This is a genomic window from Curtobacterium sp. MCBA15_008, assembly GCF_001865065.1.
Taxonomy (GTDB): domain Bacteria; phylum Actinomycetota; class Actinomycetes; order Actinomycetales; family Microbacteriaceae; genus Curtobacterium.
Genome location: NZ_MJGN01000045.1, coordinates 145,752 through 163,954, shown reverse-complemented (window position 1 = coordinate 163,954; position 18,203 = coordinate 145,752). Strand labels below are relative to the sequence as shown.

General features: G+C 65.8%; 16 protein-coding genes. 4 read left to right on the top strand and 12 right to left on the bottom strand.

Features of this window, described 5'->3' with window-relative positions:
* Complete coding sequence (gene fumC / locus BIU96_RS15320) at positions 1-1,455, bottom strand: class II fumarate hydratase (RefSeq protein ID WP_071293473.1); 1,455 nt, start codon at positions 1,453-1,455, stop codon at positions 1-3.
* A 264-nt stretch (positions 1,456-1,719) separates the two neighbouring features.
* On the opposite strand from fumC, the gene BIU96_RS19145 reads away from it, so the two are divergent.
* The 3 genes from BIU96_RS19145 to BIU96_RS15310 all read left to right on the top strand — a co-directional run bounded on the left by BIU96_RS19145 (position 1,720) and on the right by BIU96_RS15310 (position 6,571).
* Positions 1,720-2,091 (top strand): UBP-type zinc finger domain-containing protein, encoded by a 372-nt coding sequence (locus BIU96_RS19145; protein WP_083402974.1) that lies wholly within the window; start codon positions 1,720-1,722, stop codon positions 2,089-2,091.
* Positions 2,084-3,337 (top strand): NAD(P)/FAD-dependent oxidoreductase, encoded by a 1,254-nt coding sequence (locus BIU96_RS15315; protein ID WP_071293472.1) that lies wholly within the window; start codon positions 2,084-2,086, stop codon positions 3,335-3,337. Before BIU96_RS19145 ends, BIU96_RS15315 begins: the two co-directional genes overlap by 8 nt.
* A 363-nt stretch (positions 3,338-3,700) precedes the next feature.
* A complete protein-coding gene (locus BIU96_RS15310; RefSeq protein ID WP_083402973.1) occupies positions 3,701-6,571 on the top strand; it encodes a helix-turn-helix transcriptional regulator in 2,871 nt (956 codons plus the stop codon).
* 68 nt (positions 6,572-6,639) lie between these two features.
* Here the strand turns inward: BIU96_RS15310 and BIU96_RS15305 are convergent, their stop codons facing one another.
* The 8 genes from BIU96_RS15305 to BIU96_RS15270 all read right to left on the bottom strand — a co-directional run bounded on the left by BIU96_RS15305 (position 6,640) and on the right by BIU96_RS15270 (position 12,994).
* Positions 6,640-7,665, bottom strand: coding sequence for a cupin domain-containing protein (locus BIU96_RS15305; protein WP_071293470.1), 1,026 nt, complete (start codon positions 7,663-7,665; stop codon positions 6,640-6,642).
* A 102-nt stretch (positions 7,666-7,767) separates the two neighbouring features.
* Positions 7,768-8,058: a hypothetical protein gene (locus BIU96_RS15300; RefSeq protein WP_139200087.1), complete on the bottom strand. Its 291-nt coding sequence runs from the start codon at positions 8,056-8,058 to the stop codon at positions 7,768-7,770.
* Between the two features lie 38 nt (positions 8,059-8,096).
* Positions 8,097-8,480 (bottom strand): nuclear transport factor 2 family protein, encoded by a 384-nt coding sequence (locus BIU96_RS15295; RefSeq protein ID WP_071293468.1) that lies wholly within the window; start codon positions 8,478-8,480, stop codon positions 8,097-8,099.
* A 514-nt stretch (positions 8,481-8,994) separates the two neighbouring features.
* Positions 8,995-9,864, bottom strand: a complete 870-nt coding sequence (locus tag BIU96_RS15290; protein ID WP_071293467.1) for an alpha/beta fold hydrolase — start codon at positions 9,862-9,864, stop codon at positions 8,995-8,997.
* On the bottom strand, positions 9,861-11,030 hold the full coding sequence (locus BIU96_RS15285) for a helix-turn-helix domain-containing protein (RefSeq protein WP_071293466.1): 1,170 nt from the start codon (positions 11,028-11,030) through the stop codon (positions 9,861-9,863). The genes BIU96_RS15290 and BIU96_RS15285 overlap by 4 nt, the downstream gene beginning before the upstream one ends.
* A 130-nt stretch (positions 11,031-11,160) precedes the next feature.
* Positions 11,161-11,700, bottom strand: coding sequence for a hypothetical protein (locus BIU96_RS15280; protein WP_071293465.1), 540 nt, complete (start codon positions 11,698-11,700; stop codon positions 11,161-11,163).
* A gap of 75 nt (positions 11,701-11,775) precedes the next feature.
* Positions 11,776-12,165 (bottom strand): nuclear transport factor 2 family protein, encoded by a 390-nt coding sequence (locus tag BIU96_RS15275; protein WP_071293464.1) that lies wholly within the window; start codon positions 12,163-12,165, stop codon positions 11,776-11,778.
* A gap of 154 nt (positions 12,166-12,319) precedes the next feature.
* Positions 12,320-12,994: an acetate uptake transporter gene (locus BIU96_RS15270; RefSeq protein WP_217642281.1), complete on the bottom strand. Its 675-nt coding sequence runs from the start codon at positions 12,992-12,994 to the stop codon at positions 12,320-12,322.
* Between the two features lie 373 nt (positions 12,995-13,367).
* Between BIU96_RS15270 and BIU96_RS15265 the strand changes: the two genes are divergently transcribed.
* Complete coding sequence (locus BIU96_RS15265) at positions 13,368-13,760, top strand: nuclear transport factor 2 family protein (RefSeq protein WP_071293462.1); 393 nt, start codon at positions 13,368-13,370, stop codon at positions 13,758-13,760.
* Between the two features lie 87 nt (positions 13,761-13,847).
* On the opposite strand, the gene BIU96_RS15260 is transcribed toward BIU96_RS15265, so the two are convergent.
* The 3 genes from BIU96_RS15260 to BIU96_RS15250 all read right to left on the bottom strand — a co-directional run bounded on the left by BIU96_RS15260 (position 13,848) and on the right by BIU96_RS15250 (position 17,696).
* Positions 13,848-15,035 (bottom strand): NAD-dependent formate dehydrogenase, encoded by a 1,188-nt coding sequence (locus BIU96_RS15260; protein ID WP_071293461.1) that lies wholly within the window; start codon positions 15,033-15,035, stop codon positions 13,848-13,850.
* A 116-nt stretch (positions 15,036-15,151) separates the two neighbouring features.
* The gene (locus tag BIU96_RS15255; protein ID WP_071293460.1) at positions 15,152-16,645 is read right to left on the bottom strand and encodes a helix-turn-helix transcriptional regulator; all 1,494 of its coding nucleotides are present in this window, start codon (positions 16,643-16,645) and stop codon (positions 15,152-15,154) included.
* 199 nt (positions 16,646-16,844) lie between these two features.
* On the bottom strand, positions 16,845-17,696 hold the full coding sequence (locus tag BIU96_RS15250; RefSeq protein ID WP_254786195.1) for a helix-turn-helix transcriptional regulator: 852 nt from the start codon (positions 17,694-17,696) through the stop codon (positions 16,845-16,847).
* Between the last annotated feature and the right edge of the window lie 507 nt (positions 17,697-18,203).

Sequence of the window (18,203 nt, the reverse complement as noted above, 5' to 3'; positions counted from 1 at the left end):
TCACGCGCCTCCGATGCCGCTGCCGACCATGTCGAGGGGTCGGACGATCTTGTCGAACTGCTCCGCGGTGACCTTCCCCGACTTCAGTGCGGCGTCGCGGAGCGACGTGCCGTCAGCGATCGCCGCTTCGGCGATGTGGGCGGCGTTCTGGTAGCCGATGACGGGGCTGAGCGCGGTGACGAGCATCACACTGTCACCGACGTACTGCTCGATCTTCTTCCGGTTCAGGTCCGTGCCGTCGACGGAGAAGGTGCGGAACTTGTCGCAGCCGTCGGCGAGGATCCGGGCGGAGTGGAGGAAGTTGTTGATGATGACGGGGCGCATCGCGTTCAGTTCGAAGTTGCCCTGTGAACCGGCGAATGCGACGGCGGTGTCATCACCGATGACCTGGATGGCGATCATCACGATCGCTTCGCACTGGGTGGGGTTCACCTTCCCCGGCATGATCGACGAGCCCGGTTCGTTTGCGGGGAGGATGAGCTCTGCGAACCCGGTGCGGGGGCCGGATGCGAGCCAGCGCATGTCGTTCGCGATCTTCATCAGCGCGACGGCGACACCGCGAAGGGCGGCGTGGGCCTGCACCATCGCGTCGAGGGAGCCCTGCGCGGTGAACTTGTTCGGTGCGGTGACGAACGGCTTCCCGGTGAGCTTCTGGATCTCGGCGGCGACGTCCTTTCCGAAGTTCGGCGGTGCGTTCAGCCCGGTTCCGACGGCGGTTCCGCCGACCGCGAGTTCGAGGAGCCCCTCACGGCTGAACTCGACGGCCTTCAACGCGTTGCGGAGCTGACCGGCCCAGCCGGACCATTCCTGCCCGACGGTCAGCGGGACAGCGTCCTCGAGGTGAGTGCGGCCGATCTTGACGACGTCCATCCACTCGGAAGCCTTGTGCTCGATGGACTCGGCGACCGCGGTGACGGCGGGGATGAGGTGGTTGTCGAGCTCCAGCAGTGCCGCGATGTGCATCGCGGTCGGGAACGTGTCATTGCTCGACTGCCCCATGTTCACGTCGTCGTTCGGGCCGACGGGCTGCTGGGAGCCGAGGTCCCCGCCGAGCAGCTGGATGCTACGGTTGGAGAGCACCTCGTTGATGTTCATGTTGCTCTGTGTCCCGGAGCCGGTCTGCCACACGAACAGCGGGAACTCGGCGTCGAGGTTGCCGGCGATCGTCTCGTCCGCGGCCTGCACGATCGCGGCGGCCTTCCAATCCGGGAGACGCCCGGCGGACTGGTTCACGAGCGCGCACGCCTTCTTCACGTACCCGTACGCCCGGTACACCTCGATGGGCATGTGGTCGTTGCCGATGGAGAAGTGCTGCAGTGAACGCTGCGTCTGCGCACCCCAGTAGTGCTCCGCGGGCACGTCGACGTTGCCCATGCTGTCGAACTCGGTTCGACTCCCGGTGGCGTCGATCCCGATGGGAACTTGGGTGAGGGTGTGCGTGCTGTCCGTGGTCATCGTGTGTCCTCTTCTGCTCGACGGAAACTGCGGTCGGGGACCATCTCAACGACCGCCCTGCAGGGGTCATAGCGTCGAATTACTTGGTCCGGCTCAACGCCGCGAGCCATAGGATTCGGCCGCGAAGGCTCCGACGGTTCCCCCAACAGTCGGAGCCTTCGCCCATCCCCACCCGAGTCAGTTGACGCAGGCGAGCGCGCCAGCCCACCGCGATCATCAAGTTGCCGTTGCAGCAACAGTGATCGTTCGAGGAAGGACCCCGGGATGCCCGAAGGAATCGACGAGCCAGGGACCACCAATCCCGACGTCCCACCGTCCGGCAAGGGATGCGTGGAGTGCGACGAGTCAGATTCGTGGTGGCTGCATCTGCGTCGTTGCGCATCGTGCGGGCATGTCGGATGCTGCGACGATTCGTTGAACAAGCACGCCACGAAGCATGCTGCAGCGACCGGCCATCCGATCATTCAGAGTTTCGAGCCCGGCGAGGACTGGGCATGGGACTACCGCACGAACAGCTTCGTCGACATCCCTCCGCTCGCCGCTCCGACCAGCCATCCGTCACATCAATCGGTTCCCGGTCCAAGGTCGCGGGTGCCGTGGAACTGGCAGGAGCAGCTGGCGGCCACCGATGGCTGATCAGGTCGCCCTCGTCCAGGTGTACGGATCCTACGGATCCCGTGAGGCGTGGGAGGTACGTGACTTCCTCAGCCGCAGTGTCGTCCACTTCGACTGGCATGAGCTCCGGTCGGACATGGATGCCCTACGTGCCACCGGCGAGCTGCTCTCCTCACCACGGCTCCCCATGGTTGTGCTCCCGGACCACACCCGCCTCTACGCGCCGTCGTTGCAGCAGATCGCTGACCATCTCGGCTGGGTGAACGCACCCCGACTGCAACGGTATGACCTCTCCATCTTCGGCGCCGGACCCGCCGGGCTATCCGCCGCCGTCTACGCCGCGTCGGAGGGGCTCAGCGTGGTCCTCGTGGAACGGGAAGCCGTCGGCGGGCAAGCCGGCTCCAGCAGCCTCATCGAGAACTACCTCGGGTTCCCGGACGGCCTGCCCGGCGCGATGCTCGCGGAACGTGCCCGGCAGCAGGCGGCGAAGTTCGGTGCGGAGCTCCTCCTCATGCGCCGCGGCGTCCTCGGGGTGTTCACCCACGATGGCATCACCGCAACGCTCGAGGACGGCACCCGGATCAACGCGCACACGAACATCTGCGCCACCGGGATCGGCTGGCGACGGCTCAACGTTCCAGGGGAGGATGCGCTCCTCGGCTGCGGCGTTTACTACGGTGCTGGCACCAGTGAAGCCCCGAACTGTTTCGGCGAACGCGTCGTCGTCATCGGCGGCGGCAACTCCGCCGGCCAAGCCGTCATGAACCTCGCCGGGTACGCATCGAACGTCACGATGCTGGTCCGCGGCCCGTCCCTCGCCGCAACGCTGTCCACCTACCTCGCCGACCGAGTACAAGCGCAACCGAACGTCACCATCCGCTACAACACGACCGTCACCGAGTTCCACGGTGACGACATCCTCGACGCCGTCACCGTAAACGACGGCGCCACGGAAACCACGCTGCCGGCGCAGCGGGCGTTCGTCTGCATCGGAGGGGAACCGGATACCGACTGGGCTGCGGACACCGTCCTGCAACGCGATGACCTCGGCTACCTCCGAACAGGTCCCGACCTCATCTCCGGGCAACTCCGTACGGTGTGGCCGTTAGACCGTGCTCCGTACCACTTGGAGACCAGCATCCCTGGCTCGTTCGCCGCGGGCGATGTCCGCCACCGGTCCGTGAAACGCGTCGCCACCGCGGTCGGTGAGGGTGCGATGGCGGTCACCTTCGCGCACCGGTTCCTGCAGGAGAAGTACGGCGCTTGAGCGCCGCAACGAACTTCGGACGACCGGAACCGAAAACGGTGCAGCGGCGAACCCGAAGAGAAGGAGAGACGCTCTTCCGGCATTCATCACGCACGTGATCTCGCTACCGCACCTTCGCGGACCACGCTTCCTCGCGGATAGTCGTCGCAGCTGACGACCGCCGTGCAGCGAGGGGGACCCTCAGTGGGTCCCCTCCGGGCCGGCCAAGCGTTGCGTTTCCCGGCCCGCTGGGCCTTACTATCCAATCCTGATGAGGAGACTGCGAGATCGAACCCGACCGATGTCGCCTTCGATGATCTGGAGGCGGCGCCCCGCGCCGCCCACTTCGCAGATTGCCTCCGTAGGTGCGGGACGGCGCTGACTATGTCGGGAACACAGCCGCTCTACACCCGAGCCGACTGGGCACCGCAGGAGCATAACGACCGTGCTCGCCTTGCTGGCGCTGGTGCGAAAGCGGCCTTCACCCCACTTCGTGGCCGTGAGGAAACCATGGCCGTTCTCACCGATGCATTTGAGGGGGCGTCGGTGTCGGGAACTCCTCGAATGGTGATCGTTCGAGCCTCGCCCGGGATGGGGAAGACACGGCTGCTCCGCGAGACCCTTTCCCACGCGGACCGCCTCGGCTGGCGGACCCTGACTGTCACCCCGGATGTCGACTCCGAACGCTTGCCCTTGGGCGCGCTCACTGACGCCGCGCTCACCGCACAGCCGCCGATGCTGAGACTGTCGGACCTCGCTCCCATCCTGAGCGGACGAGACCCGCAGTACTGGGTGACGCGGATGCTCGTCGACGCGTTGGACACCGCGGCTGCGGAACGGGGAGTCCTCGTCGCCGTCGACGATCTGCAATGGCTCGACGCGGGATCTTTGAGCGCGTTGGCTGCGTTGGTTCGCGGACTGACGGACCTACCGATCCTCTGGCTTCTCGCGTCACGTCCCGGTCTGACCCGACCGGAGCAGCGTCGGCTGGTCGATCTCGACGAGGTGGAGCAAGTTGTCGTCGATCTGGCGCCCCTCTCCGACGATGCAGTGCAGCAGATCACGATGGATGTCGTCGGCCGTGCCGCCGGCCCGCAGCTTGAAGTTGCGTTGCAACGAACGGAACGCATCCCGCTGCTCATTGTCGAACTGCTCCGAGGACTCCGCGACGAGCAGATGTTGACCCGCCGGGGTCAGTACCTCGACCTTGCTGCCGACGTGGTTCCCGACCGGTACGGCAACAGTGCCCGAAGCCGTATCGGACGTCTGAACCCGACTGCGAAACGCGTCGCGCAAGCCGGCAGCTTGTTCGGTAGGCGGTTCGCTCTTCGGGCCGCGCTCGAAGTGCACCCGGTCCCTGCGGAGGAACTCGGCCCGGCAGTCGAGGAACTCATCCGCGACGAGATCGTCTCCGATGACGGAACGTACCTGTCATTCACCCATGACACGCTTCGGGAGGCTGCGGAAGCGTCGTTCCCTGCATCTGTACTGAAACGGTCACTGCACGCCGCGGTACGTATCCGCCTCCAGGCGGGTGAACCGGTCTCGGCGGTTGCCTCTTCCGTCATCGAAGCCGCATCTCCCGGTGACCGCGACGCGATCGTCATGCTCCGAGAAGCCGCCGAGGAGATCGCTCCGACCGACGCCTCCGGCGCTGCGACACTCGCCGCCCACGCGGTCGACCTGGCCGTCGAACCGTCACGATTCAAGGACGTCCTGCCGGCCCTCATCCCAATACTGTGGATGGGCGGCCACGGGAACCAGGCTCGAGGACTTGTCGAAGCGTTGGCGCCGACACTTCCGGTCGAGGAACGGGCGACGACCCTTCTCACGCTCGCCCGTCTCATGACCGAATCGTCATTCAGCGACGCGTTGACCGTTTGTGATCAAGCGCTTGCCCTTCCGGGGGTCAGTGACGGCGTCCGCGTGCAGCTGTACGCGCTACGAGCGCTCAACAGCGCCAACGTCGGCGACTCCGAGCGCCTGCAGGACAGCATTGAGCAAGCGCGCGGCGTCGGCGATCCGGCCCGCGATTGGGCAGCGCTTGCCACGATCGACGCGTGTCAGTCGGTGGAGTTGTTCCACCGGATGCAGTTCGACGAAGCTGAACACCTCATCCGGACAGCGTTGACCGCAATTCGGCGTGGCGGTGAGGACACGAACCAGTGGCTCCCTGAGGGGCTGTGGTATTCGTTCGTCCTCGGCACTCGGGGGCGACCGGACCAGGCCCTGACGCTTGCTGATGAAGGGCTCGCTGACGCGCAACGAGCGCGGAACGCCCCGGCGATTGCCTACTGGATGATGGCTCGATCTCGGTTCCTGTTCGACCTCGGACGGTTAGAAGACGCGCGAGAACAAGCGGAAACGGTGCTGCGTCTGGCGGCGGAGCTCGGTCTTGGCGACTTCGCGAACGCCACCGCAGGGATAGTAGTGTTCCGCGCCGCCTTGCAGACAGGCGACAACGCATCGTTGAACGCGGTCCGTCCGGCGATGCAGCAAATGGCGGACAGCGCGGCATTGACCCGAGCCGGCCACTGGGCGCTGGCGATTAGCGCTATCGATGTCGATGAAGCGCAGCAAGCATTCGCTCTGTGCGGACCCGCCCTTGCGAGCCTGGACCTGCCGCTGGCATCAATGAACACGCCGCCTGACTTCAATGACGACATCACCCTTGCAACGATCTGTGTGCTTTCTGGCCACCTCGCGGAAGCCCGGAAGGTTCTCCACGTGGCGTCCGAGCGGGCGCGGTTGAACCCGGATGATTTGTTCACTGCAGCGATCCGGGATGCTGTGGCCGGGATTGCTTTGCGGGACCCGGAGCCGTTGCGGAAGGCGGTGGAGCAACTGCGCTCCGTTCCCCGTCCGCTCGTGCTCGCGCGTGCGCTTGAGGTTCTTGAACGGGTCAGCCCATCGAGGGAGGAACGTGTCGCCGTCCTTGAGGAGGCGCTGCAGCTCCACGAGTCAGCCGGGGGTTTCCGAAGCGCGAACCGGATCCTGCTCCGACTCCGGGTGCTCGGTGTTCGACGCCGGCCACGGAACGAGTACGACAACAGCGGGCTCTCGTCACGGGAACGCCTCGTCGTCCAGCAGCTGACAAGCGGCGCGACGACAAAGCAGATCGCAGATGCGTTGCTGCTCTCCCCGCACACGGTGATCACCCACGTCCGGCATGCGTCTGCGAAGTACGGAGTTTCGTCGCGGAAGGAACTCGTCGCGGAGTTCCTTCGACGCACCAACGGGGAAGACGCCGGATAGGGGTTGGCATCTTCCTCGCTGGGGGTTCTCATCGCGCGGAGCGTGGCACCTGCCCCGCACGACGAGAGTCAGCTGGCCGGGTCGACCGGGTTCACTCGAGGGACGATGAGGGGGTCCTGCGCGGTGAACGGCAGGGAGGCGAACACGTCCGTGTCAAGCCCGAACGCTGCCTGCAGGACCTCCGGCGCCCAACCGCCGATTGCCGCGCGGTAGCCGATGTCCTGCGGCATGACGTTGTCGAAGAAGATGCAGAAGTGGATGTCGTCGTCGCCGATATCCTCGATGTGGTGCGGGTACGCCGATGGAACGATGTAGACGTCACCGGCTTCAAGTTCGTACGTGTCGACCGCACCACCGGGGTTCAAGATCGTCATCCGAGCCCGGCCCTTGTGCACGTAGCCCATCTCCGTGGTGACGGGGTGCCAGTGCGGCTCACGCATCCCATCGTCGGTGACGTCGAGGGAGTACATGCTGATGCCTTCGAGGATCGGCCAGAACTGCTTCCGTGCGGTTCGGGCACTGCCCGACGGGGAGTTCACCGGCGGCGTCATCGCGTCGACGTCGAACCGGTACTGGCTGGTCCGCAGGGCAGAGTGGGGAACCTCGGTCGGCTGCGTGCGGACGCTGATCTTCCCGGGGCGTGTCGCCGTGCGCAGCGGCGTGAACGTGTCCGCCGGCACGCTGTACGTGTTGCCGAGGACCGCGTCGCTGAAGGCGGTGAAGGAGTCGGCGATGCCGAACTCTTGCGGGTTCGCGTCGGTGAAACCGACGATAAATTCCGCGACAGTGGTACCGACGTTGTCGATGGAGTGCAGTGCCCCGCCGGGGACGAAGTACATCTGCCCGGCAGTGACGGTGAACGAATCGGTCTTGCTGCCGTTGACGAACAAGGTGACCAGGGCTTCGCCGGAGACGCAGTACGCGAGTTCGTTTGCGTCGACGTGCCAGTGCGGTTCCCGGACCGCCGAGGGGTTCAGCAGCAGCCGACGCAGGGACAGTTTCTGCCCGTTGAGCAGCGGCCAGTTCGTCGAGTCGAGGGACTGAATCGTCCCGCCTTCGTTTTCGAACTCTGGCTGCTGGTTCGTCAGCGACATGACGTGAACGGATGACACTGTGGCCCCTTTCTGGTGCGCCGTCGGCGCCGGTGTGGATTCGTTGCCGCCCACGATTCCGGGACCTGGCGCAGCTCACACGGGTCAGATGACTCGACTGCTTCGCGCCGGGGCGTTCCATTTGCGGAGGCCCCCGCTGAGGGCGTTCACCTGCGCGGCGTTCCCCCAGGGGTCGACGAGCACCGCGTCACCAGAGTCGTTGACGCTCTGGCACGTTTCCAACGCACCGGGGCCAGCAATGAGGACCACCCGCGGCCGGAGGTAGCGTCTGCACCGCAGGGTCACGATGATGAGTGGTCCGTCCACGTCGACGCGGGCGACCTTCGCGGACAGCACCGAGCACCACCAAGCAAGCGCGCGGTGCAGATCAGCCACGCGGATTTCAGCGGCGGTGCGGGCGCGCGTTCGCGAGGTCATCCGTGGACCTGCTGCCAGTGGATGATGCGGTACCCATCGAGTTCGAACTTCGCGAACGAGTCAAGGCGGTGCACGTCCTCACCGGGCAGCTGCACGTGCAGGTGGTGTTGCACCAGGACGATCCGTTCGGCGAGGCCGACGGACTGAACGCGGAAGTGGACATGTTCGAACGCGTCGAGGAATTGCCGGACAATCGCGAGGACCGCGTCACAGCCGACGACGATGTCTGCGGATGCTGCCCGGTAGGTGACGTCGGGATGCAGGAAGTCCCGCATCTCTGCGATGGCCCCGTCGTTGAGCAGGTCAATGAAGTCGCGGACAAGGAGTTCGTTTTCGAGCGCGACGATGCCACTGCGGCTGGGGTGTGAATCGTCGAGCATGCTGACCTCCGGGTTGCTGGTGCAGCATCACCTTCCGTCCGCGGCGTGCAGAGTCACACCAGTCGAATGACCCGGATCGGTTCCCCACCGAATTCGGGTCACCCGCGCCCGACGGTTGACGGAAGTCTTCTCCGACGGGACGAGCTGGTCGTACGCATCCGACCACGCCCACCGCTTCCCGCCGTCGGTGATGCGTAAATTCGCTGCGACTATGGCCATGCGCCACTGCATCTCCAGTAGCGGACGTGCAGACGCCGGGTGCGAAGCCAGTGTTGGCATGCCGACCGTCGCCGCTGTGAACAGGAGGTCCAGCAAGGAGACGGGGACCGACTGTGACGGGGTACGCGAGGAGCCGAAGCCCTGCAGTGTGCATTCAATGGTGGGCATGTGTCCCTTCCTGGGAGCGTGCGTGGGCATCCTGCCCATCGACCCTTTGAGAGCAGCGCTGCACCTCCCCTGTCACGGGGCATGTCACTCGCAGCCTGGGCTTCGTTAACGCTGCGGCCGTCGGTGGTCAGGAGCGGATGAGTTGCCGGCTGCCGACGCGTTGCAGGAACTGGTCGACGACGTTGTTGAACGCGGCAGGGTTCTCCAGGAACGGGAAATGCGACTGGGCGATGTCGCTGCCGAAGATGTGCACTTGCGCGTCCGGGATCCGGTCGGCGAGGAAGCGTTGCGAGTCGGCGGGGACGTGGCTGCCGTCGCAGCCGATGACGAGGGTGGGGCGGTCGATGCGGGGCAGCACGTCGAGCCAGTTCTGCGCACCGTGGTCGAAGAGCAGGGTCGCGGACTGCGGTCCCGCGGTCTGTCGGATTTCATCAGCGACGAACGCCCACACGGCGGGGTCGGGCTGTCCGCTGAACATGCCGCGGACGAACGCTTCGGTGATGTCGCCGGTTCGGTCCGAGTGGATGTCGTGAGCGAGTTGCACAAGCCCGTCGATGGGGAGGATCGCGCCGGAACTGGTTTGCTCCGCGTCCGACATCCACGGGACGGCGGCGACCGCTGCCGGCTGGTCAACGATGATGATCGAGCGGAGCCGGTCCGTGCCGAACAGGTCGATGTAGGACCAGATGACGGACGCGCCCATCGACCATCCGAGGACGTCGAATCGGTTCAGGGAGAGATGGTCGGACAGGTCGCGAAGGTCGGCGGCGAACCGGGCGATGCGGTAGCCGTGCTCGGGTTTGTCGGAGCGGCCGTGTCCACGGAAGTCCACGGTGATGACCCGCCGGTGCTCGGCAAGGTCGCGCTGGCCGTGGAACATCGCCCGTGTCTGCCCCCACCCGTGCAGGAGCAGGAGTGGGCTGCCGGCACCGCCGGTGTCGTCGTATTGCAGGCGGACGCCGTCGGAGGTGATGAAGCTGCCAGTTGAAGCGGTCACTGTTGCACCCTCTCTGCGTGGATCGGTTCGGACATCAGACGGGCAAGTTTCAGCGCGAGGTGGAGGGTGCTGCGGGAGACGCCGTCCTCGAGCGCTTCTTTGATGATCGGCGGCATGTTGTCGAGTCGGTAGTAGAGGGTCGTGCGGTGTACGTGCAGCAGCTCGCAGGCGACGCGGACACTGGTGCCGGCGTCGAGGTACCGTTCGATGGTTTCGATCTGCTGCTCGTCTCCTTGCGTCCACAGGTAGTGGGCGGCGGGTGAGAACAGGGCGAGGTTGCTGATGTTGGCGTTGAGCTGCGTCAGCAGCAGCCAGGTGCCGAGCTCGCTGACGTCGGCGTGGCGGCCAAGCTTGGGGACACGGTCGAGGATGCTCGCCGCGGAACGTGCACGGTCCGCTGCTGGGGCGAGGTCGTCCTCGTTGGCTTGGACTCGCGCGGTGCCGATGGAGCGGATTGAGTGGCTGCCGCCGAGCCCTTCTGATGTGAGGGTTGCGAGGGTCCCGTCGATGTCGGCGCTACCGGCGAACAGCATCCGGGTGTCCCGTTCCCCGAGGAACGCCAAGCTGCCGTGGCGGCGCCCGGTGACGCGAGATGCGAAGGCGACCCGGTCGAGTTCGCTGACGGTGGTGTCGAACGTCACTGCGAACACGCTCGTTCGGTCACCTCGGTACAGCCACCCTTCGTTGACAGCGCGAGTGAACGCGTCTCGGCGGACGTTGACGTCGTCGGCGAGGAGTTCCAATTCGACGGCGGCGCGAGCACGTCGCACATCCTTGGTGCCGGCGGAGAGCTGGTCGCGGATGAGGACCACTGCAGCATCGATGGCGCGGAACTGCTCCGCGGTCAGCGGGGGCAGGTTGCCAGTGATGAGCCAGAGGATGGCGAGCGGCCCGGCTTCGTCGCGGATGGGAACGGCGAGCCGTTCCTGTCCGCCGAGGTGGGCTAGATCAACGGTTGTCGGGTTCAGCAGGTTGTTGATGTTGATCGACTCGAGGTACGCGCGGATCTCTGGCGGCGTGGCTCGTTTCAGCAGGCTCGCCGCACGAATCTCATCGATTTCATCACCCTGCGCTGAGGCAGCGAGGGGCGTGAAATGGAGGTCGTTGATCACGACCGAGCGGGAGAGCTTGCCGACGAGTTCGTCGGCAACGTCTTGAAGGTTCATCGGTACCGACGCTAAGCAGTGGGCGGCGGCGGCGCGTGTCCAAACTATGCCCACCTTCGCGGCCCTCCCCACCCGGCGGGGTGTGCCATTGCGAATGGCTGAACGAGGGCGCCGTGCTCCGCTTCGGGTCCTACGAGGTTGTCGAGGTCGGCGTCTGCGAGATGAGCCGACTGAGCTGGTGGAGTGCGACGATCGATGCCCGGTTCGCGCCAGTCCACATCACGAACACGTACTCGTCAGACGGCCGGCGCAGGCGGACGAATCGAAGGGTGAGCGCTCCGACGGTGGGATGCTCGAATGCGATGACGCTCGTTGGCGGCACGGCCAGCGGCGTCCTGACCCAGTCGCCGACGAACCAGGAGCTGCGGGTCATGAGTTCACCGACGACATCAACGTAACGCCGGTCCGCTGGATGCGCCCGCACCTCTCCCCGGAGTGCTGCCACGGTGACGGCCGCATGGTGTTCCCAGTCGTCGACAGTGACGTGCAGGACGGGGTCGAGAAACATGCTGCGGGCGAGGTTGCTGCCGACCGTTAGAGCTCCGGACAGGGCCTCAGCCAGGGGGTTCGCTGCGACGATGTCGAGGTAGCGGTCGATGACGATCGTCGCGTCCGGGAGGGAGCCAACCTGCTCGTCGAAGGCAGCGTCGCTCGTTCGGTCCCACGGCATATCCGCATCGTATGGTGGCGGTCTCGAGGGGCGGGTCGTGGAAGGGTCCCTATGAGGGTCCGTCTGTGCCGGTGCCTACGCGGCGTGCATCTGGCGCCATTCGGCGATGAGGTGGTCGCGCAGCTGGAACGATGCGAAGCCGGTCCGCCACCGGGGCATCCCACCACCGGTCGCGAGCTGGATCCCGAACTCGACGAGGACGTTCTCCTCGGACAGGCCGACAGCGCGCAGGACCACCTCGATCTGGTCGAAGGTCTGTCTCGTCTTCGCAATCGATGCCAGGACGAGGGCTCGTCCGCGCATGGACGGCCCATCGGAGGCTCGGTAGATGATGCTCGGGTGCAGGAACTGCGCGAGCTGCTCGATGGAGCCGCGGTTGAAGTGGTCGACGAAGTCCCGCACGAGCAGCTCGTTCTCCAGCGCGACGATGCCGTTGCGGGGGCGGGACATGGGTTCGTTCAACATGGGTGGTCCTTCTTCACATGGACGGTTGGTCAACGATGCGTGCCGGGTAGTGAGGTGCACAGCAGTCGTATGACTCAGTTGCTGCAGTGCCAGGAGGGGCGGGGAGCCGGGCAGCGTCGGCGGTACTGGTCGGCGCCGTCCGGCTCCGAGTTGCTCAGGAGGCGCTGATCTCTCCAACGGGGATGACGTTGCGCCGCCACGTGGCGTTGGTGACCGATGCGAACGATCCGTACCAGGCGGTCAACGCCGTAGCGAAGCCGAGCCAGCCGCCGATGTGTCCGAGCCATGCCTCGCCGGTGAACGCGCCGAGGCCGAGGGCAACGAAGGTGAACGTGGCGATGATGAAAAGGACGGAAAGCATCACGTTGATGCGCAACGCCGCCACGACCATGTACGCGGTGAAGATGCCCCAGCAGATCATGAACAGGCCCACGCCAGCGCCGCCCGCTTCTCGGGCGAGGGCGGGGTTCGTCTGCGTCCACCAGTACGCCATCCAGAACGCTCCGTAGGACACGAACGCGATCGACCCGAACGTGTTTCCCTGCGCGAACTCCCACAGGCCGGCGAGGACCTGCGCGAGACCGCCGTAGAAGAGTCCGATACCGAGGACAGCCACGGCTGCGGCGGGGACGAGCCCGGCATTGGCGAAGCTGAGCAGGAACGTCGACAGGCCGAATGCACCGAGGCCGAGTGCAGCCGGGTCAGCGAACGCCTTGACCACGGGGTGTCGAGGCGATGCGGTGGGGCGGGGACGGGTGGGCGCGTCAGCGTCGATGAGGTGCGGGGAGACCGGCACCAAGGGTGCCTCCGGGTGCTGGAGCTGGGTCACGATTGGGCTTCTTCCGTGGGGTGGAGCGGGATAAGTCCGGCGGGCGTCGTCCGCGCGGGTGGTGTGGCCCCCGCCGTCCATGACCGCAGTCAGGAGGACGGGGCAGCCTCACGCCTGCCGCCAGGAAGATTCCCTGGTAGCCGGCGAACCGCTAGCAGCTGCGGGGCTGCTTCACTTGTCGAATTGACGGTAACTTCGCACCGGAATTGCTCAAACGGGTCAATTGACCTGTTGAGTTTCGTCACGGTGAAACCCGCTCGATCCGTCCAGCACCGTCTCGACTTTTGACCCTTACCGGACGCGCGTACCACGCTCACACTGACCGGGTAGCACCCGCTCAGCCCACGCTTCGCTCGCACGGAGGTAGATTCTGATGCCCGATGATGAATTCGTTTCCACGGTCGCCGATGTCCTCGAAAACGAACTGCTCGCCCGAGCATTCATGAGCGCGTTCAACACGCGCAGCATCGACCAGATCGCTCCATTCCTGAGCGCGGACGTTGCGTATCAGCCGCGAACATGTGAATGCGTCCGAGGGCGTGATGCAGTGTTGGCGGTGTTCTCGGGCTTGTTCGAGAACATCACCGTGTTCGAGTTCCTGCCGGAGGTCGTTGCAGTGTCTGGGACGTCGGTGCTGGCGGAGCAGCGAGTGCGGGTGCAGTTCCCCGGCGAAGCAACCCATGAGCTGTTCGGGTTGGCGACGTTCACAGTCGGTGATGGCTTCGTCCGCTCCTGGCGGCAACTGCACGCCCAACCGGTCGAGTAGCGCCGCCTGAACGGGTCGGGCTCGGAGCGCGGCCACAACGAAGAAGGGGCCGACGGTGCAAACCGTCGGCCCCTTCTTGCGGTGGTGTCAGTGTCCGCTGCTGCCAGGGCTACTCGTCCCACCGGTGGTGTACGCCACCGCGCCGGCGCCGGCGAGCTTGCCGCCATCGACGATGAGGTACTCCTCACGGATCGGCGTCTGCGCGAACCACGCTTCGAGGATCTCCCGGGTACCGGCGGCGTAGCGGGCCTGCGCGGAGAGGGAGGAACCGGACATGTGCGGAGTCATCCCCTCGTGCGGCATCGTCCGCCACGGGTGGTCCGCAGCCGGCGGCTGCGGGTACCAGACGTCACCGGCGTACCCGGCGAGCTGACCGGTCTCGAGCGCCCGGACGACGGCGTCGCGTTCCATGATTTCCGCGCGGGCGGTGTTCACGATGTACGAACCGCGCTTCATCTGCCCGATGAGCTCGTCGTTGAACATGTGGTAGGTCTCCGGCTGCAGCGGCGCGTGGATGGAGAGAACATCGACGACCTTCAGCAGCGACGGAACGTCCTCGTGGTAGGTCAGGCCGAGCTCCTCCTCCACCTCCGCGGGCAGGCGACGCTTGTCGGAGTAGTGCAGATTCACGCCGAACGGCTTCAGCCGGCGGAGGACCGCGAGGCCGATGCGGCCCGCGGCGATGACGCCGCAGTTCATACCTTCCAGGTCGTAGGACCGTTCGACGGCGTCGGCGATGTTCCAGCCGCCGTTCTTCACCCAGTCGTGGGCGGGCAGATAGTTGCGGACCAGGGCGAGGATCTGCATCACGGCGTGCTCGGAGACGCTGATGCTGTTGCTGTAGGTCTCCTCCGCGACAGTGATGCCTCGGGCGATCGCAGCGTCGAGGTCGACGTGGTCGGAACCGATACCGGCGGTGATCGCGAGCTTCAGGTTCGGCGCCTTCGCGATCCGTTCCGCGGAGAGGTACGCCGGCCAGAACGGCTGCGAGATGACGATGTCGGCGGTGGGCAGCTCCCGTTCGAACTCGGAGTCCTCACCGTCCTTATCGGAGGTGACGACGAGTTCGTGGCCGGCAGCTTCGAGGAACTTCCGCAGGCCCAATTCGCCGCTGACGCTGCCGAGGAGTTCCCCGGGCGTGAAGTCGATCGCTGACGGCGACGGCAGCGACATTCCGCCCGGGTACTCCGTCAGGGTGGGGATGCTGTCGCGGGCGTAAACGGGCGGGTAACCCGTCACCGGGTCCGGGTAGAGGACGCAAAGGACCTTTGCCATCGTGGATTCTCTCTCTGTCAGTCGTGAACTCTTACCCATTCATTCCATCGAACATCGCGAAGTGTCGGATGAGTCAGATGACTTGGCATTGGGGAGGGAATACCAGGGCGGTTTCCTTACCGCAGACGCGCTGCCGTCAGCGCGTCGCGGAGACCCGCACGGGTAGTGACTCCGAGCTTAGGGAACGCGCGATAAAGGTGCCCACTGACGGTTCTCGGCGAAAGGAACAGTTCCACCGCGATTTGCTTGTTCGTCATTCCCGATGCGGCGAGTGCGGCAACGCGGGCTTCCTGCTCCGTCAATGCCACATGCAGGGCCGCGTCGGCGACGGCTGCCTGCGCGGCGGTGAGCTGCTGCTCCACGCGTCGCGCCCAATCGCGTGCGCCGGCGCGGGCGAAACGGTGCCGCGCCTGCTCGAGCGCGTCCAGTTGCGCTTCCACGTTTCCGCGATCCGCCATCTCCGATGCGAACGCGTACTGCAGTCGGGCGGCGTCGAAGTGCAACTTGTGCTGCTCCGCGGCGCGGACGGCGTTCCGTGCAAGCCATCCTGCTGGTCCGCCGCCGAGGCCGGCGAGCAGGGCAAGGTAGGCCACTTCGTGGAGTGCTGATGCGTGTGGATCCCACGCGTCGAGGAGTTCCCCGATGAGGTTCGTGGCGGGTTCTGCAGCCATCGTTGACGCTTCGACGATGTCGAGCGCGATCCGGGCGGCTGCGATGGAGCGCGGAGCGGCGCGCAGGCAGCCGAGGAGCCGTTCCCCATCGTCGAGGATGCGGTCCCAGTCTCCGGCTCGTGCGGCGAGGAGCAGCCGGGCATGCTCGCCGGAAAGCTGAATGTCGGTGAACCCGTCGCGTGCGCCGAGCCGGACGAGGATGTCTGCTGCGTCCGCGGCGGGACCGACGTCGCCGGTGACGGCGTCAGCGATGGTGACGATGGTCTGCGCCCGTGCGGCGTGCAGCGGAAGCCCGGCACGCTTCGCACGACGAAGGGTGTCGTCTGCGCGGACCCGGGCTTGGCCGAACGTGGCCCGGTCGAGGAGGTGCCGCGCGTCGGCGAGCCCGACGGAGATGCTCATCAGGTCAGTTCGCTCATCCCCGAACCGTTGGCCGGTCCGCAACGCGGCGTTTCGTGGCCGGACCGCGTACGCGACCTCCGTTGCCAGGAGGTTCGTCATCCACGGTGCACCGAGCTGAGCACCGGAAGCGGCGGCGTCGTCGAGTTCTTCTGCAGCAAGTGCACCGTGCCGGCAGTCGTGTTCCAGCAGCCGGATCATCCGGTCCGTTGCAGTGAACTCTGCTGGGTCGGCGCCGGCGAAGGTCGGCCGGAGCGCTGCCAATTCTCGGAGGGCACGGCCGGTGTCGCCGATGTGCACGGCGATCATCCATGCATGGTTCGGTGTGGCGGCTGGCTGCTGGTGGAGGCGACGCAGCAGCGGCGCTGCCAGCAGCGGGAACGTGTCCTCGGAGGGCACGGTGACAGCCGTTGAACGGCGGGCAGTGCCGAGGTCCGTTGTGGCGCGGATCTGGAACCGGTCCAGACCCGGGTGCATGATCCAGTCGAATGCGGTTGTTTCGGGCTGAGGCCTGCCGAGGAGGGTGCTCTGCGCATCCATGATGGGTCCTCTCGAAGTCGTGACGAAGCTCTTCCGCGGCATCGGATGCCGTTGACGTGGCAGCCCGGGGACGCTGGTGGAAGAGGACGGTGAAGCGTGTACTGGGACGCTAGATCGGAGCGTTCGGATTGGCAGCGCGCGTCCGTCGAAGGTCGGTTCGACAAAGGATGAGTGGCTCTGCCGGCATGTCTTCGGCGGTTCAGCTTGCGGCGGCGAGGAGGTCCCGGTCCGCCACGGCGCTGCGGTTGATACGCAGTTGCGTGAAGGCGTCTGCTGCCGCTGATCCCTCGTCCGCGTGCCAAACAGTGACCATGCACCCGCGGAGGTCGGGGAGGACGAAGTTGCGGATGCCGAACCGGATGACACCGAAGTCGCTGTCGGCTTCCACTTCGTAGTCGCCTGGGCAGAGGACTTCGTAGCGGTGCCAGATCCGGTCGAAGTCCCGGTCGGTGGCAAGCGTTGCGACTAGTTGGCGGAAACGGGGAGCGTCTTCGTCTGCGGTGTAGCGGAGTGTGGCGACAGCTGCCCTGGCGGTGTTCTCCCACTCGAGCAGCGCTGTCCGGTTCTCGGGCACGAATGTTGCTTGCACGACGTTCTTGCCGGCGGCGATGGTCCCTCCGGTCAAGGTGACCATCAGGTCGTTGGCGGCGATGATGTCGAGGTTGCTGTCGGTGAGGTACGCCGGTGTCGCCGACCACTGCTGCAGGATGCCTTCGAGACGCTGGTACGTGTGCGCTTGCTCGCGGAACTCATCCGCGTGAGCGCCGAACGCTCCCTCGCCGCGGGCGAGACGTGCCATGTAGTCGGCAGCGTGGTGGTCGAGCCGCATCGCGCGTGCAAGCGCGTCGATCACTTGACGGGACGGAGTGCTGACACGGCCCTGTTCGAGGCGGACGTAGTACTCCGCGCTCATTCCGGCGAGACGGGCGACCTCGTCACGTCGGAGGCCAGGGACACGACGACTGGTGTCACGGTCCAGGCCGACGTCTTCGGGTTGACAGGTGGAGCGACGGGCTCGGAGGAAGTCGCCGAGAGTTGTTCGGTAACGCATCAGGGATGCTCCTTCAGCTGCTCGTCGGCTCGCGGAGTCGGGTCGCGGCGACGAGAGGGTTCGTGCGGAGATGACGGTCATCGGTTCCGTCGAGTGCGATGCGCGGTGCGCAGCGCGTCATGATCAGCGGTGTGACGTTGGTCGTCACGACGCGACTGGTTCGAGGGGTTGTCTCGTCGGTCAGCGATGACATCCACAGCCGAAAGCGGCTGCCGTTGCGGGGTCCGGTCGGTGCCGGACGGTGCGTCGTACTGCATGTCGTCCACTCCTTTTCCAACGATTGTCGGAACCGTACGGACGCTGCATCCCCTCACACATCCCCCAAGCCCGCCGCGCACATCACACAACTACGACGTTTCGGCCGTCCGGATCCGCGAACAGCCGCGCAGGAACGCCGATCCAAGCGGGTTGCGTGGTCCCGGCTGGGAGGTGACGGCCTCACTGTCGAACGGACTTCCTCTCCCTGTCGAGGGTGCTTCGGCGGCGACTGGCTTTGAATCGTCATCG

Bases quoted from the DNA above. Each gene is read 5' to 3' on its own strand.
- fumC (WP_071293473.1), bottom strand. From the start codon at position 1,455: ATGACCACGGACAGCACGCACACCCTCACCCAAGTTCCCATCGGGATC.
- BIU96_RS19145 (WP_083402974.1), top strand. From the start codon at position 1,720: ATGCCCGAAGGAATCGACGAGCCAGGGACCACCAATCCCGACGTCCCA.
- BIU96_RS15315 (WP_071293472.1), top strand. From the start codon at position 2,084: ATGGCTGATCAGGTCGCCCTCGTCCAGGTGTACGGATCCTACGGATCC.
- BIU96_RS15310 (WP_083402973.1), top strand. From the start codon at position 3,701: ATGTCGGGAACACAGCCGCTCTACACCCGAGCCGACTGGGCACCGCAG.
- BIU96_RS15305 (WP_071293470.1), bottom strand. From the start codon at position 7,665: ATGTCGCTGACGAACCAGCAGCCAGAGTTCGAAAACGAAGGCGGGACG.
- BIU96_RS15295 (WP_071293468.1), bottom strand. From the start codon at position 8,480: ATGCTCGACGATTCACACCCCAGCCGCAGTGGCATCGTCGCGCTCGAA.
- BIU96_RS15285 (WP_071293466.1), bottom strand. From the start codon at position 11,030: ATGAACCTTCAAGACGTTGCCGACGAACTCGTCGGCAAGCTCTCCCGC.
- BIU96_RS15280 (WP_071293465.1), bottom strand. From the start codon at position 11,700: ATGCCGTGGGACCGAACGAGCGACGCTGCCTTCGACGAGCAGGTTGGC.
- BIU96_RS15275 (WP_071293464.1), bottom strand. From the start codon at position 12,165: ATGTTGAACGAACCCATGTCCCGCCCCCGCAACGGCATCGTCGCGCTG.
- BIU96_RS15265 (WP_071293462.1), top strand. From the start codon at position 13,368: ATGCCCGATGATGAATTCGTTTCCACGGTCGCCGATGTCCTCGAAAAC.
- BIU96_RS15260 (WP_071293461.1), bottom strand. From the start codon at position 15,035: ATGGCAAAGGTCCTTTGCGTCCTCTACCCGGACCCGGTGACGGGTTAC.
- BIU96_RS15255 (WP_071293460.1), bottom strand. From the start codon at position 16,645: ATGGATGCGCAGAGCACCCTCCTCGGCAGGCCTCAGCCCGAAACAACC.
- BIU96_RS15250 (WP_254786195.1), bottom strand. From the start codon at position 17,696: ATGCGTTACCGAACAACTCTCGGCGACTTCCTCCGAGCCCGTCGCTCC.